The sequence below is a fragment of the Streptomyces sp. NPDC001868 genome (genome assembly GCF_040297125.1).
In the GTDB taxonomy this organism is placed as follows: domain Bacteria; phylum Actinomycetota; class Actinomycetes; order Streptomycetales; family Streptomycetaceae; genus Streptomyces.
The window spans coordinates 539,557-553,234 of sequence record NZ_JBEOYO010000002.1 but is presented as its reverse complement, the minus strand read 5'-3'; the positions used below and the strand labels follow the sequence as shown (position 1 = coordinate 553,234).

The 13,678-nt window shown below is 70.5% G+C and carries 13 protein-coding genes; 5 read left to right on the top strand and 8 right to left on the bottom strand.

What is annotated here, in order from left to right:
- Both ABT147_RS04790 and ABT147_RS04785 read right to left on the bottom strand, forming a co-directional pair.
- On the bottom strand, positions 1-500 hold a 500-nt coding region (locus ABT147_RS04790; protein ID WP_502983023.1), incomplete at its 3' end, for an ABC transporter permease.
- 5 nt (positions 501-505) lie between these two features.
- Complete coding sequence (locus tag ABT147_RS04785) at positions 506-1,522, bottom strand: sugar ABC transporter substrate-binding protein (protein WP_351402700.1); 1,017 nt, start codon at positions 1,520-1,522, stop codon at positions 506-508.
- Positions 1,523-2,191: 669 nt separating this feature from the next.
- Here ABT147_RS04785 and iolD point away from each other — a divergent pair.
- Positions 2,192-4,078, top strand: coding sequence for a 3D-(3,5/4)-trihydroxycyclohexane-1,2-dione acylhydrolase (decyclizing) (gene iolD, locus ABT147_RS04780; RefSeq protein ID WP_351402699.1), 1,887 nt, complete (start codon positions 2,192-2,194; stop codon positions 4,076-4,078).
- 86 nt (positions 4,079-4,164) lie between these two features.
- Positions 4,165-4,935: a GntR family transcriptional regulator gene (locus ABT147_RS04775; protein ID WP_351402698.1), complete on the top strand. Its 771-nt coding sequence runs from the start codon at positions 4,165-4,167 to the stop codon at positions 4,933-4,935.
- 39 nt (positions 4,936-4,974) lie between these two features.
- Here the strand turns inward: ABT147_RS04775 and ABT147_RS04770 are convergent, their stop codons facing one another.
- Positions 4,975-6,126 carry a Gfo/Idh/MocA family protein gene (locus ABT147_RS04770; protein WP_351402697.1) on the bottom strand — a complete coding sequence of 384 codons (1,152 nt, stop codon included), beginning with the start codon at positions 6,124-6,126 and terminating at the stop codon, positions 4,975-4,977.
- Positions 6,127-6,237: 111 nt separating this feature from the next.
- On the opposite strand from ABT147_RS04770, the gene ABT147_RS04765 reads away from it, so the two are divergent.
- Positions 6,238-7,254: a LacI family DNA-binding transcriptional regulator gene (locus ABT147_RS04765; protein WP_351402696.1), complete on the top strand. Its 1,017-nt coding sequence runs from the start codon at positions 6,238-6,240 to the stop codon at positions 7,252-7,254.
- Positions 7,255-7,317: 63 nt separating this feature from the next.
- On the opposite strand, the gene ABT147_RS04760 is transcribed toward ABT147_RS04765, so the two are convergent.
- Positions 7,318-7,809 (bottom strand): MarR family winged helix-turn-helix transcriptional regulator, encoded by a 492-nt coding sequence (locus tag ABT147_RS04760; protein ID WP_351402695.1) that lies wholly within the window; start codon positions 7,807-7,809, stop codon positions 7,318-7,320.
- 126 nt (positions 7,810-7,935) lie between these two features.
- Between ABT147_RS04760 and ABT147_RS04755 the strand changes: the two genes are divergently transcribed.
- Positions 7,936-8,310 carry a DoxX family protein gene (locus ABT147_RS04755; RefSeq protein WP_351402694.1) on the top strand — a complete coding sequence of 125 codons (375 nt, stop codon included), beginning with the start codon at positions 7,936-7,938 and terminating at the stop codon, positions 8,308-8,310.
- Between the two features lie 242 nt (positions 8,311-8,552).
- On the opposite strand, the gene ABT147_RS04750 is transcribed toward ABT147_RS04755, so the two are convergent.
- Genes ABT147_RS04750 through ABT147_RS04735 form a run of 4 tightly spaced genes read right to left on the bottom strand, consistent with a single transcriptional unit; the run spans position 8,553 to position 12,251 of the window.
- Positions 8,553-9,143: a hypothetical protein gene (locus tag ABT147_RS04750; RefSeq protein WP_351402693.1), complete on the bottom strand. Its 591-nt coding sequence runs from the start codon at positions 9,141-9,143 to the stop codon at positions 8,553-8,555.
- Between the two features lie 5 nt (positions 9,144-9,148).
- Positions 9,149-10,021, bottom strand: coding sequence for a carbohydrate ABC transporter permease (locus ABT147_RS04745; RefSeq protein WP_351402692.1), 873 nt, complete (start codon positions 10,019-10,021; stop codon positions 9,149-9,151).
- Positions 10,018-10,959, bottom strand: coding sequence for a carbohydrate ABC transporter permease (locus ABT147_RS04740; protein WP_351402691.1), 942 nt, complete (start codon positions 10,957-10,959; stop codon positions 10,018-10,020). The genes ABT147_RS04745 and ABT147_RS04740 overlap by 4 nt, the downstream gene beginning before the upstream one ends.
- The gene (locus ABT147_RS04735) at positions 10,956-12,251 is read right to left on the bottom strand and encodes an ABC transporter substrate-binding protein (RefSeq protein ID WP_351402690.1); all 1,296 of its coding nucleotides are present in this window, start codon (positions 12,249-12,251) and stop codon (positions 10,956-10,958) included. Before ABT147_RS04735 ends, ABT147_RS04740 begins: the two co-directional genes overlap by 4 nt.
- A gap of 64 nt (positions 12,252-12,315) precedes the next feature.
- Between ABT147_RS04735 and ABT147_RS04730 the strand changes: the two genes are divergently transcribed.
- Positions 12,316-13,665, top strand: coding sequence for a Gfo/Idh/MocA family protein (locus tag ABT147_RS04730; RefSeq protein WP_351402689.1), 1,350 nt, complete (start codon positions 12,316-12,318; stop codon positions 13,663-13,665).
- Positions 13,666-13,678: the final 13 nt, after the last annotated feature.

Genomic DNA, 13,678 nt, shown 5'->3' with positions numbered 1-13,678 from the left:
GTCACGGCCAGGTTCGAGCCCTGGAGAATCAGGAACGAGCCGAGCGTGACGAGGAAGCTGGGCAGCCCGGTCTTGATCAGCAGCCAGCCGTTGAACGCTCCGACCGCCAACGACATGATCAGCGCGACGAAGACACCGGTCCACACGTTCACCGTCAGCTGGAAGCTGATGATCGCGGCGGTCAGCGCGGAGGTGGTGACCGCGACACCGGCGGACAGGTCGAACTCCCCACCGATCATCAGCAGGGCCACCGGGATCGCCATGATGCCCATGACGGAGGCCTGGTAGAGCACGGTCGCCAGCGAACTGGCCTCACGGAAGGACGGGGCCACCGAGAAGAAGAAGGCGTACACGCCGATCGCGGCTATGAGCGCGCCGACCTCGGGGCGGGCCATCAGCCGGCGCCCGAGCGAGCGCTGTACGGTGCGCCCGTCCTTCTGGGCGGCCGGCGGAGCCGGCGACGAGGGTGAACTCGCCGCCGGTGCCGTTGCTTGGGTCATTCAGATCACCGGGTGCCCTTCGCGGCGAACTTGGCGATCGTGTCGACGTTCTTCGCATCGACGAACGCGGGGCCGGTCAGCACCGCTTCCTCGCCGCCGCCGCTGTAGTTGCCGTTGTTCTTGTAGAGCCACATCGAGTCCACGGCCAGGTATCCCTGCAGATACGGCTGCTGGTCCACCGCGAACTGGATGTCACCGCTCTTGATCGAGTCCGTCAGCTCCTTGTTCAGGTCGAAGGTGGCGACCTTCGCCTTGCTGCCCGCGTCCGCGACCGACTGGACCGCGGTCAGGGCGTAGGGGGCGCCGAGGGCGACCACGTAGTCGATGGCGGTGTCCTGCTTGAGCTTGGCGCTGATGGTCGACTTCACGGACGGCATGTCGGTGCCCGTGACGTTGAGGATCTCGGTGTCGCCCTCGAAGGTCTTCTCCACGCCCGCGCAGCGCTGCTCCAGGCCGACGTTGCCCTGCTCCTGCACGACGCAGACGGCCTTCTTGGCGCCCACGTCGTTCAGCCGCTTGCCGAACGCCTCGCCCGCCACGCTCTCGTCCTGCCCGAAGAAGGACATCAGACCGAGGTTCTGCCAGTCGCTCAGACCGGAGTTGAGACCGACCACGGGGATGCCGGCCTTCGTCGCCTTGGCCACGACGTCCTTCATCGCGTCGGGCTTGGCGAGGGTGATGGCGATGCCGTCGACCTTCTGGTCGATCGCGTTCTGCACGAGGTTGGCCTGGGTGCCGGCGTTCGGGTCCGCCGAGTAGATGAGCTCGATGTTGTCCTTGTCGGCCGCCGCCTGGGCGCCCTTGCGGACGATGTCCCAGAAGGTGTCGCCGGGGGCCTGGTGGGTGACCAGCGCGACCTTCATCCGGGGGGTGTTGGCCTTGCCCGCGGAGGCGTCTGCCCCGCCCTCCTCGGCCTCCTTGCCGCCGGAGTCGCTGGAGCAGCCGGCGATCAGCAGCGCGGACGCCGCGGCTATGGCGAAGAAGGGGGCCACTCTGCGTGAGCGGGAGTACGTGCGGTCCATCTTTCCTGCACCTCACTGTGCGACAGGGGGAAAGGGAACGGGACAGCGTCGGGCGGAATGCCCGCGCGAGCCCGGACGTTCGAAGTCCGGATCATTGTGCCGGTAGGCCGACTGCGCTGTTTCGTTGGGACGGGATACAAACGCCTAGCGGACCCCGCTGTCAAGACTTTGTTAAGACATTATTTCACGAGCAGGTCAGGATGTCAGTACAAAGCCTTGACAGAGGGTCGCTTCGGGTCCTACACCTGGGATACATCCGGACCCGAGTGCTCGCATCCCCGCGCGCGGTGGGCCTCCGGGGGCCCGCAGCCGACCATCCGAGGAGCGACGCGTATGCCTGAGTCCGCCGAAAGCTTCGATCCGATCACGATGGGTCGTGTCGGAATCGATCTCTATCCGTTGCAGACGGGGGGCGTTCTTCGGGTGCGGGCGGGTGGGGGCTGGCCGCGCAGTTCCCCGCGCCCCTAAAGATTCAGGCCCCTGCGGGCCTGAAAGACCGCGGCCCCGGGCGCCTGAAATGGCGACGGGGCCGCGGGGTGAAAAGCACGGGGCGCAGCCCCTGCTTTTCAGGGGCGCGGGGAACTGCGCGACCAGCCCCCACCGGACCCGCACCCGACAACGAACCGCCCCCGCCGCCCACAACACCCCCTTCGCCCCCGTGAGGTACCGATGCCCCAGCCCCCCGCGCCCCCCACCCGCCGTCTGACCGTCGCCCAGGCGCTGGTGCGGTTCCTGTCCGCGCAGTACACGCAGCGCGACAACGAACGCCGTCGACTGATCGCCGGAACCTGGGGCATCTTCGGCCACGGCAACGTCGCGGGGCTGGGCCAGGCGCTCCTGGAGGCCGGTGAGAAGGCGATGCCGTTCCACCAGGGCCGCAACGAGCAGTCCATGGTGCACGCGGCCGTCGGCTACGCCCGCCAGCTGAACCGGCTCTCCGCCCAGGCCGTCACCACCTCCATCGGCCCCGGCGCCACCAACCTGGTCACCGGCGCCGCCCTGGCCACGATCAACCGCCTCCCCGTACTCCTCCTCCCCGGCGACTACTTCGCGACCCGCACCGCCGACCCGCTGCTCCAGCAGCTGGAGCACCCCACCGAGGCCGATGTCTCGGTCAACGACACGCTGCGCCCGGTCTCGCGCTACTTCGACCGGATCAGCCGCCCGGAGGCCCTGATCCCGGCCGCCCTGAACGCCATGCGCGTCCTCGCCGACCCGGCCGACACCGGCGCCGTCACCCTCGCCCTGCCGCAGGACGTCCAGGCGGAGGCGTACGACTGGCCGGAGGAGTTCTTCGCCGAGCGGGTGTGGAACGTACGCCGCCCCCTCCCCGACCCGGTCGAACTGGCCGAAGCCGTACGAGCCGTCCGTGCCGCCCGGCGGCCCCTCCTCGTCGCGGGCGGCGGCGTCCACCACAGCGAGGCCGAGGACGCGCTGAAGGCGCTGGTCGACGCTACCGGCATCCCGGTCGCCTCCACGCAGGCGGGCAAGGGGTCCCTGCGGTACGACCACCCGGCCGACCTCGGCGGGATCGGCCACACCGGTACGGCGGTCTGCGACGACCTCGCCCGCACCGCCGATCTGATCGTCGGCGTCGGCACCCGCTACACCGACTTCACCACCGCCTCGAACACCCTCTTCCAGAACCCGGACGTCCGGTTCGTCAACCTCAACATCGCCGCCTTCGACGCCCACAAGCTGGCCGCCCGGACGGTGGTCTGCGACGCGCGGGCGGGACTCGAAGCGCTGACGGACGCACTCGCCGGCCACCGGGTGGACGAGGCGTACGAGGCGGAGTACCGGGCGGGCAAGGAGCGCTGGGAGCGGGTCGTCGAGGCCGCCTACACCGCCGCCGACGAGCATGCCGTACCCACCCAGACCCAGGTGCTCGGCGCCCTGGACGCGGTCGTCGGCGACGAGGACGTGGTCATCAACGCGGCCGGTTCGCTCCCCGGTGACCTGCACAAGCTGTGGCGGGCCCGGGGCCCCCGCCAGTACCACCTGGAGTACGGCTACTCCTGCATGGGCTACGAGATCCCCGCCGGGATCGGTGTCCAGCAGGCGGCGCCCGGCACGGCCGTCTGGTCGCTGGTCGGCGACGGCACGTATCTGATGATGCCGACGGAGATCGTGACGGCCGTCCAGGAGGGCCTGCCGGTCAATCTGGTCCTCATCCAGAACCACGGCTACGCCTCCATCGGCGGCCTCTCGGAGTCGGTCGGCGGCGAGCGCTTCGGCACCGCCTACCGCTACCGCGCCGCCGACGGCACCTTCACCGGCGCCCCGCTCCCGGTGGACCTCGCCGCCAACGCGGCCAGCCTCGGCATGGACGTCCTGCGCGCCAAGACGGTCAAGGAACTGCGCGACGCGCTGGCGACGGCCCGCGCCTCGGAGCGGCCCACCTGCGTCTACGTCGAGACCGACCCGGCGCCCACCGCTCCCCCGGCACAGGCCTGGTGGGACGTCCCGGTCGCGGAGACCGCCTCCCGTCCGGCGGCCGTCGAGGCGCGCGTGACGTACGACCGGGAGGTGGCCGACCGGCGCCGCCACCTCTGACCCGGCCGAATCCGCCGGTCGCGACGCATCATGTAAGGACAATGCGATGACAGGGGTTCCTGTCATCCGGACGGACGGATACCCTCATGGGCGTGACCAGCGCGACTGCGGGGAGTACAGGGAGTCTCGGCCTCAGCGTCGACCGGAGCAGCCCGGTGCCGCTGTACTACCAGCTGGCCCGGCAGCTGGAGTCGGCGATCGAGCACGGCGCGCTCGGCCCGGGCAGCCTGCTGGGCAACGAGATCGAGCTCGCGGGCCGTCTCGGTCTGTCCCGGCCCACCGTCCGGCAGGCCATCCAGTCGCTCGTCGACAAGGGCCTGCTCGTACGCCGCCGGGGCGTCGGCACACAGGTGGTGCACAGCCAGGTCAAACGGCCGCTGGAGCTGAGCAGCCTGTACGACGACCTGGAGGCGGCCGGGCAGCAGCCCACGACCAGGGTGCTGCTGAGCGAGATCCGGCAGGCCTCCGCCGAGGTCGCGGCCGCCCTGGGCATCGCCGAGGGCGCCGAGGTGCACCTCTTCGAGCGGCTGCGCCTCACCCACGGCCAGCCGGTGGCGTTCCTGTCCAACTTCGTCCCGGCCGGACTGCTGGCCCTCGACATCGACCGCCTGGAGTCGACGGGCCTGTACCGGATGATGCGCAACGCCGGCATCACCCTGCACAGCGCCCACCAGAGCGTCGGCGCCCGTATCGCCACCCCGGAGGAGGCCGAGCGCCTCGGCGAACCGGAGGGCGCCGCACTCCTCACCATGCAGCGCACGGCGTACGACGACACCGGGCGCGCGGTCGAGTACGGCACCCATGTCTACCGGGCCTCGCGCTACTCCTTCGACTTCCAGCTGCTCGTCCGCAACTGAGACCGGGGCGGGGGCAGTTGGGGGCCGCTTCCCTCGGGCTCAGAGGTCGACCCAGGCCCCCGACTCGGCCGAGCGGCTCATCGCGTCCAGCGCGGTGGCGCTGTGCACGGCGTCGGCCAGGGTGGTGCCGTGCGGCGTGCCCTCGGCGATGGAGCGCAGGAAGTTGTACGCCTCCACGACCTTGAGGTCGTCGTAGCCCATGGCGTTGGCGGAGCCCGGCTGGAAGGCTCCGTAAGCGCCGTGGCCGGGGCCGACGAAGAGGGTGTGGACGGCCTGGTCCTGGTAGGCGTCGCCCTTGCTGACGCCCAGTTCGCCCATGCGGCGGAAGTCCCAGAAGAGGGCGCCCTCGGTGCCGTGGATCTCGAAGCCGTAGTTGTTCTGCTCGCCGACGGAGACCCGGCAGGCCTCCAGGACGCCCCGGGCGCCGGAGGCGAAGCGGAGCAGGCAGTTGACGTAGTCCTCGTTCTCCACAGGGCCCAACTCGCCGCCGGAGGAGCGGGTGTGGCCGGCGGTGGCACCGGTGGGGCGGGCCCGCTCGGGGACGAAGATGGCGGTGTCGGCGGTGAGGGAGGCGATGTCGCCGAGCAGGAAGCGGGCGAGGTCGACGCCGTGCGAGGCGAGGTCGCCGAGGACGCCGCTGCCGCCGCGCTCGCGCTCGTACCGCCAGGTCAGGGCGCCCTCGGGGTGGGCGGCGTAGTCGCTGAAGAGACGGATGCGGACATGGGTGACGGTGCCGATCTCCCCGGCGGCGATCAGCTCGCGGGCGGCGGAGACGGCGGGTGCGTTGCGGTAGTTGAAGCCGACGGTGCCCTGGACGCCGGCCTTGGTGACCGCGTCGGCGACGGCGCGGGCGTCGGCGGCGGTGAGACCGACCGGCTTCTCGATCCAGATGTGCTTGCCGGCCTCGGCCATGGCGACGCCGATCTCCCGGTGCAGGAAGTTCGGCGCGGTGATGCTGACCGCCTGGATCCGTGGGTCGGCGGCCACCTCACGCCAGTCCCGGGCGGTGGTGGCGAACCCGAACTGCCGGGCGGCCTCCTCGGCGCGGCCTGGCACCTCCTCGACGACGGTGACCAGCTCGGGCCGCAGACTCAGCTCCGGGAAGTGGTGCGGCACGCGCGCGTACGCCTGGGTGTGCACCCGCCCCATCCAGCCGAACCCCACGACGGCGACACCGAGCGCACTCACCATGACTGCCCTTCTTTGGACCGTTCCAATAACGTACGCCGCTCACACTGAGGGCATGCTCCGGCACTGTCAAGCCCTTTGACACAGGCACCCCGCTGTGGAACGGTCCAGGCCATGAGACCCGGACCCGCGAGCCCGACGATCCGCGATGTCGCCGAGAGGGCCGGCGTGTCCAAGTCGCTGGTCTCGCTGGTGCTGCGCGGGTCGGAGCAGGTGCGCGAGGAGAAGCGGCAGGCGGTGCTGGCCGCCGTGGACGAGCTGGGCTACCGGCCGAACGCCGCCGCGCGCAGCCTGAGCGAGCGCCGCACCCGCACGGTCGGCGTCCTCCTCCACGACATGCGCAACCCCTGGTTCGTCGAGCTGCTGGACGGCCTCAACTCCCGGCTGCACGACAACGGTCTGCGCATGCTGCTCGCCGACGGCCATCTCAACCGGCGGCTCGGCGAGGACCTCACCCGTACCTTCACCGAGCTGCGGGTGGACGGGCTGATCGCGGTCGGCACCCTGCCGCCGTCCGCGGCGCTGCGTACGGCGGCGGGCCTCATCCCGACCGTGGTCGCGGGCGCCCGCGAGCCCACGCTTCCCCATGTGGACGTCGTCGCGGGCGACGACCAGCACGGCGCCCGCCTCGCCACCGAGCACCTGATCGGCCTCGGGCACCGGCGGATCGCGCACATCGCGGGGGACGGTGTGGTCGGCGCGCTGCGCCGCCGCACCTTCGAGACGGTGATGCGCGAGCACGGGCTGAGCGACACGGCGGCCGTCGAGCGGGGCGATCTGACGGAGGAGGGCGGCTACCGCGCCACGGTCCGGCTGCTCAGCCTCCCCGAACGCCCCACCGCCGTCGTGGCGTTCAACGACATGGCCTGTGTGGGCGCGCTCTCCGCCGCCGAGGAACTGGGTCTGAAAGTGCCGCGCGATCTCTCCCTCGTCGGCTACGACAACACCTACGTCTCCCGGCTGCGCCACCTCTGGCTCACCACCGTGGACAACGCCAGCCACGACGTCGGCCGCACCGCCGCGCAGTGCCTCCTCGACCGCATCGCCGACCCGGCCCGCCCCGCCAAGGTCGTCCTGACCACACCGACGCTGGAGATCCGGGGCACGACGGGTCCACCGGCCGAGAGCTGAGGAGCCGGCCGCGGACCTCTGGTCCGTCGGCGCTGCGGTGGTGCGGTCGTGCGGCGGGGGGGGTCAGCTCGGGGGCAGCAGGCAGTGGTCGTCCGGCGCGACGGTCTGCCAGATGCGCCGCCCGATCTCCTTCAACTGCCGCTGCTGGGTCTTGCTGAGCGCGTCGAACACATAGCGTCGTACGGCGTCGGCGTGACCCGGCGCGGACTCGACGACCTTGGCGAATCCGGCGTCCGTGAGGACGGCCAGGGTGTACCGCCCGTCGGTGGGGTCCGGCTCCCGGCGCACCCAGCCGCCCTTCTCCAGCCGCTTCACCAGATGGGACAGCCGGGACAGCGACGAACCGGCGTATCCGGCGAGGTCGCTCATCCGCAGGGTGCGTTCCTCCGTCTGGGACAGCATCGCCATCACCAGATACTCGACGTGACTGACGCCCGAGTCCCGCTGCAGCTGCGCGTCGAGCGCGCTCGGCAGTCTGACCATCACGCCCGCCAGCACGTGCCAGGTCTCCATCTCCTCATCGGTCAGCCCACCCGACCGCCGCGGTGTCTCCATGGCGCCCACTCTACGTGCCGCTTCAAGTGATCAAGCGTTGGATGACTTGACCATTCAAGTCACCCGACCTACGTTGATCCCGCCATCTCTCTTGAAGCTTCAACACACACACCGGAAGTGCCCGCCATGAACGTCACCCTCTGGATCATCGCGAGCCTGCTCGCGGCCGCCTTCCTCGCCGCCGGTCTGATGAAGACCATCCAGCCCAAGGAGAAGCTGGCGGCCTCCGGCATGGACTGGGTCGACTCCTTCTCCCCCGGCATGGTCAAGACCATCGGCGCGCTGGAGGCCCTGGGCGCGGTCGGTCTGATCCTTCCGGCCGTCCTCGACATAGCCCCGGTCCTCGTCCCCCTCGCGGCGACCGGCCTCGCCGTCACGATGGTCGGCGCGGCCGTCTTCCACCTCCGCCGCGGGGAAACCAAGGAGACCGTGCCGAGCGTGGTGCTGCTCATCTTGGCGGTGGTGGTGGCCTGGGGCCGCTTCGGACCGTACGCGTTCTGATCGGTCCTTATGTGCGGGGTGCGTTGTCGGGTGCGGGTCCGTGGGGCTTCTCGCGCAGTTCCCCGCGCCCCTGAAAAGCCGGGGCTGCGCCCCGTGCTTTTCACCCCTGCAGCCGCGTCGCCACTCAGACTCGCAGCCCCGTCTTCTTTCAGGCCCGCAGGGGCCTGAATCCTTAGGGGCGCGGGGAACTGCGCGAGAAGCCCCACCGGGCCCGCGCCCGCCGACGAACCGCACCCCCGAGCTCATACGCGCCCCCGCACATCGACCGCGGTGAGTGCCAACGCCAGCAACCCCGGCACGAGAAACACCAGCGGCAGCAGCATCCACACACACAACACGGCGGTCACCACGGCGAGTACGACCAGCCCACTGCCCCCGGCATCCCGCACCGCGTCCCGGCCCGCCCCCCGCACCGCAGCGGGCCAGTCCTCGACCGACTCGGGGCGCCCACAGGCCCGCAGACCGACCACCACGGCCCCCGCACCGATCGCCGCCGCCAGAAGCGCGAAGGCCCGCCCCCCGGGGAGCCCCGCACCGGCGAGGGCCAGGTCGACGAGGGCGAGGGCCGCGCCGACGAGCGCCACGAGCCCGGCGACCAGGTCACCGAACCGCAGTCGCCGCCGCAGGGCCACGAGGAACCGCCCGGCCGTGACCGGCCGGCCCTCCCGTACGCCCCGCAGCACCGCACAGGCCGTGGAAAGCGCCGCCGGCAGCGTCACCAGCGGAAGGCTCACCACCGCCACGGCGATCCCAACGCTCAGCACGTCCGCGAACAGCGTCATCCGGGGCCCGAAGATCTCGCCCGGCTCCTTGGTCGTCCGTACGGGGCTCATCGTCATCACCCCTTGATCCCGGAGTTGGCCATGCCCTCCACCAGGAAGCGCTGGAAGGCGAGGAAGAACAGCACGATCGGGAGGAGCGCGATCACCGACATGGCGAACATCGGGCCGAACGCCGAGGTGCTCGACGCGTCGACGAAGGACCTGAGCGCCAGGGTCAGGGTGAACTTCTCGGGCGAGAACAGATAGATCAGCTGGGTGAAGAAGTCGTTCCAGGTCCAGATGAAGGTGAAGATGGCGGTGGTGATCAGGGCGGGGCGGGTGAGCGGAAGAATCACCGAGAAGAAACTCCGGAAGGGCCCGCATCCGTCGATACGCGCCGCCTCCTCCAACTCCCTCGGCAGCCCGCGCATGAACTGCACGATGAGGAAGACGAAGAACGCTTCCGTGGCGAGGAACTTCGGCAGGATCAGCGGCCAGTAGGTGTTCACCATGCCGAGCTGGTTGAAGATGATGTAGTGCGGGATCAGTACGGCGTGGTGCGGCAGCATGATCGTCGCGATCATGAAGGCGAAGAGCGGGCCGCGGAAACGGAACCGCAGACGGGCGAAGGCGTAGGCGGCCAGGGAGCAGGACAGGACGTTCCCGACGACCGCGCCGCCCGCGATCAGCAGGGAGTTGCCGAGCAGTCGGCCGACCGAGACGTCGTTGACGCCGTCGAGCGCGGTCTCGTAGTTGGTCCACTCCAGCCGGCTCGGCAACAGGTCGAGGCTGGCGATGACCTCGTCGGCCGGTTTCACGGAGGTCGCGAGCAGCCAGGCCAGCGGGTACAGCATGACCAGGAGCGCGGCCAGACAGCCGACGTGCAGGGCCACGCGTCGCCAGGCAACTGGCTTATGGGCTACTGAAGTTGAGGGTGTGGTGGTGGTCATCGGTCCCCCTCGGAGGCGTAGAAGACCCAGGAGCGGGACGTGCGGAACAGGATCGCGGTGACCGCGCCGATGGCGAGCAGCAGGACCCAGGCCATGGCGGAGGCGTAGCCCATGTGGGAGGCGACGAAGCCCCGGTCGTAGAGGTAGAGGGTGTAGAAGAGCGTGGAGTCGGCGGGGCCGCCCTTGCCCGCGCTGATCGCGAAGGCCGGGGTGAAGACCTGGAAGGCCTGGATGGTCTGGAGCACCAGGTTGAAGAAGATCACCGGCGACAGCATCGGGACCGTGATCGACAGGAAGCGGCGCCAGGCGCCCGCGCCGTCCACCTCGGCGGCCTCGTACAACTCCCCCGGGATCTGCTGGAGTCCGGCGAGGAAGATGACCATCGGGGCGCCGAACTGCCACACCGTGAGCAGGGCGACCGCGAGCAGTGCCCAGCCGGGGCGGTTGACCCAGCCGCCGGTGCCGAGGAGGTTGTCGACGGTGCCGCCGTCGTTGAAGATCGCCCGCCAGACCAGGGCGATGGACATGGAGGCGCCGAGGAGGGAGGGGGCGTAGAAGGCGGAGCGGTAGAAGCCCCGGCCGCGTTTCATGTTCTTCAGGGCCAGTGCCACCAGGAGGGCGAGGGCCAGTTGGAGCGGTACGGCGATGACGACGTACATCAGGGTCGTCGTCACCGAGCGCCAGTAGCGCGGGTCCTCGGTGAACATCTGGGTGTAGTTGCGCAGGCCCACCCAGTTGGGGGCGTTGAACAGGTCGTAGTCGGTGAAGGAGAGATAGAGCGAGACGGCCATCGGGAGCAGGGTGAGGACGCAGGCCCCGAGCACCCAGGGGGACAGGAACACCCAGGCCGCGCCCTCGCGCCGGCGCCGCCGGGCGGGCCGGTCGGGCTGGGGAACTCCCTTGTCGCGTGCGGTCGTTGGCAGCTGTGTGGTGGTCATGACCTCAGCTCCGCCTTCGCCTCGATGAGGTAGTTCTCGGCCGCCTCGCGGGGGGACATCCGCTCGTAGGAGACCTGGTCGTAGTCGCGCTGGAAGGTGGTCTGCAGGGCGCTGTCGCCCGAAGGGGGCGCCTGCGGCGGGGGGTTGAGCTTTCCTTCGACGGTGGCCTGGTAGTCGTAGATGGTCTTGTCGAAGTCCTTGAGACCGGCCGCGATGTCCTCGCGGATCGACTCGTTGACGGGGATGCCCCGGGTGGCGCCGAGGATCTTCGCGGCCTCGTCGTCGTTCAGCAGGAAGTCGACGAGCCGGGCGGACTCCTCGGGGTGGCCGGAGTCGGCGGCCACGCCCATGAACATGGAGGGCTTGAAGTACTGGCCGGGCGTGCCGTCCTCGCCCGCCGGCATGGGGGCGAGGGAGATCCCGGAGGGCACGAGCGCGAGGTAACCGCTGGCGGGGGCGTCCCAGTTGACGTCCGAGGCGGCCTTGCCCCGGCCGAGCGGGGTGTTCTCGACCGAGCCGTCGAGCTGGGTGGTCTGTTCGGCGGGCGACACGGCGCCCTCGCGGCGCAGCCTGTCGGTGAAGGTCCACCAGCGGGTCAAGTCGTCTGCGGTGAAGCCGAGTTGATTGTCCTCGGTGTAAAGGGACTTGCCCTGGCCGCGCAGCCAGATCTCGAAGGCGTCCTCGCTCTGGCCGGGGTCGGTGCCGCCGGGCGCCCCCGTCTCCTCGGCCACCTTCCGCATGGCGTCGGCCCAGTCGCTCCAGGTCCAGCCCACCCGGGGCGGTGCGAGGCCGGCGGTCCTCCACTTCTCGGTGTCGTACACCATGGTCTCGGTGCCGCGCCCCTGCGGTACGGCGTACTGCTTGCCGTCCACCTTGCCGGTGGCGAGGAGTCCGGGCTCGAACTCGGCGGTGTCGAGGGCCTGTTGCTGCTCGGCGAGGTCGAGGAGCACGCCCCCGGAGGCGTACTGGTCGATCATCCGGTAGTCGAGCTGCATCACATCGGGCGCGTCACCGCCGGCGGCCTGGGTGGCGAGCTTCTGTTTGTAGGCCTCGTAACCGGCGAAGGAGGTCTGTACGTCGATCCCCGGGTTCCGCTTCTCGAAGAGGTCGACGGCCGCCTGGGTTCTGGCCGCCCGGTCCGGGTTGCCCCACCAGGTGTAGCGCAGGACGACCTCGCCGCCGGCACCACCCGACCCGTCCGTTCCCGAGCAGCCGGTGAGCAGCGCGCAGAGCGCCAGCGCGGTGGCCGCCGCACGGGGTTTCCAGGACTTCCTCGTCCTGATTCGGGGCATGAGTGGGTCACCTCTTTCACTAGAAAGCGCTTCCACCCCCCGTACGACCCTAGGGAAGGTCCGGATGTCAGAACAAGACCCCTGCACCACCTCCCTACGACACCGCCGCACCGCCGTGGTGGGCCTCGGCGCCCGTGCGCGGATGTTCACCGAGGCGCTGACGGGACCCTTCGCGGACCGGATCGACCTGGTGGGCTTCTGCGACCCGAACGCGCACCGCATGGCCGTCCACAACGCCTGGATCGCGGCCGACCATCCGGGCCGCGCGCCCGTACCGGCGTACGGCGCCGACGAGTTCGAGGAGATGCTGCGGCGCGAGCGGGTCGATCTGGTCGTGGTGTGCTCGATGGACCGGACCCACGACCACTACATCGTCCGCGCCCTGGAGGCGGGTTGCGATGTCGTCACCGAGAAGCCGATGACCACGGACGCCGAGCGCGCCCACCGCATCCTGGAGACCCAGCGGCGCACGGGCCGCGAGGTGCGCGTCTCCTTCAACTACCGCTACAACCCGGTCCATTCGGCCGTACGGCAACTGATCGCGTCCGGTGAGATCGGCGAGGTCGGCTCGGTGCACTTCGAGTGGCTGCTCGACCTGCGGCACGGCGCCGACTACTTCCGCCGCTGGCACCGCGAGAAGGCCGACTCCGGCGGCCTCCTCGTCCACAAGTCGACCCACCACTTCGACCTGGTCAACTGGTGGCTCGGCACCCGCCCCGAGACCGTCTTCGCGCAGGGCGGCCTCTTCTTCTACGGCGACGAGGCGGGCCGCCGCCGAGGCCTCGCCCGGGACTACGACCGCACCCACGGCTCCCCGGCGGCCCGGACCGACCCCTTCGCCCTCCACCTCACGGACTCCCCCGTCCTCACCTCGCTCTACCTGGATGCCGAACGGGAGGACGGCTACCACCGGGACCGGAACGTCTTCGGTCCCGGTGTGACCATCGAGGACGACATGGCGGTCCTCGTCCGCTACGCCTCCGGCGCCACCCTCACCTACCACCTGACGGCCTACTCCCCCTGGGAGGGCTACCGCATCGCCTTCAACGGCAGCGAGGGGCGCCTCGAACTGCTGGTGGAGGAGTCCACCTGGACCCGCCCCCACGTCCGCACGACCGGCGCGAGCCCGGTCCTGCACGGCGTGCAGGACGGTGCCGAGGCAGGCCGCACCGAGCTGCTGGTACGCCGCTTCTGGGAACGGCCGCGCGAGGTGAAGGTGACCACGGGCGAGGGCGGGCACGGGGGAGGCGACCTGCGGATGCTGGCCGACCTGTTCGGGGAGCGGGTGCCGGACGGGCTGGGGCGGGCGGCCGACGCGGTGGACGGGGCGCGGTCCCTGGTGACCGGGCTGGCGGCGAACCGGTCGCTGGAGACAGGGGTGCCGGTGGCGGCGCGGGAGTTGCTGGACGTGTGAGGTGGCGGATGTG

What these genes read in the sequence shown, in the direction of transcription:
- ABT147_RS04730 (WP_351402689.1), top strand. Translation starts at nt 12,316, where the DNA reads ATGTCAGAACAAGACCCCTGCACCACCTCCCTACGACACCGCCGCACC.
- ABT147_RS04740 (WP_351402691.1), bottom strand. Translation starts at nt 10,959, where the DNA reads ATGACCACCACACAGCTGCCAACGACCGCACGCGACAAGGGAGTTCCC.
- iolD (WP_351402699.1), top strand. Translation starts at nt 2,192, where the DNA reads ATGCCCCAGCCCCCCGCGCCCCCCACCCGCCGTCTGACCGTCGCCCAG.
- ABT147_RS04755 (WP_351402694.1), top strand. Translation starts at nt 7,936, where the DNA reads ATGAACGTCACCCTCTGGATCATCGCGAGCCTGCTCGCGGCCGCCTTC.
- ABT147_RS04735 (WP_351402690.1), bottom strand. Translation starts at nt 12,251, where the DNA reads ATGCCCCGAATCAGGACGAGGAAGTCCTGGAAACCCCGTGCGGCGGCC.
- ABT147_RS04760 (WP_351402695.1), bottom strand. Translation starts at nt 7,809, where the DNA reads ATGGAGACACCGCGGCGGTCGGGTGGGCTGACCGATGAGGAGATGGAG.
- ABT147_RS04745 (WP_351402692.1), bottom strand. Translation starts at nt 10,021, where the DNA reads ATGACCACCACCACACCCTCAACTTCAGTAGCCCATAAGCCAGTTGCC.
- ABT147_RS04765 (WP_351402696.1), top strand. Translation starts at nt 6,238, where the DNA reads ATGAGACCCGGACCCGCGAGCCCGACGATCCGCGATGTCGCCGAGAGG.
- ABT147_RS04785 (WP_351402700.1), bottom strand. Translation starts at nt 1,522, where the DNA reads ATGGACCGCACGTACTCCCGCTCACGCAGAGTGGCCCCCTTCTTCGCC.
- ABT147_RS04770 (WP_351402697.1), bottom strand. Translation starts at nt 6,126, where the DNA reads ATGGTGAGTGCGCTCGGTGTCGCCGTCGTGGGGTTCGGCTGGATGGGG.
- ABT147_RS04750 (WP_351402693.1), bottom strand. Translation starts at nt 9,143, where the DNA reads ATGAGCCCCGTACGGACGACCAAGGAGCCGGGCGAGATCTTCGGGCCC.
- ABT147_RS04775 (WP_351402698.1), top strand. Translation starts at nt 4,165, where the DNA reads ATGGGCGTGACCAGCGCGACTGCGGGGAGTACAGGGAGTCTCGGCCTC.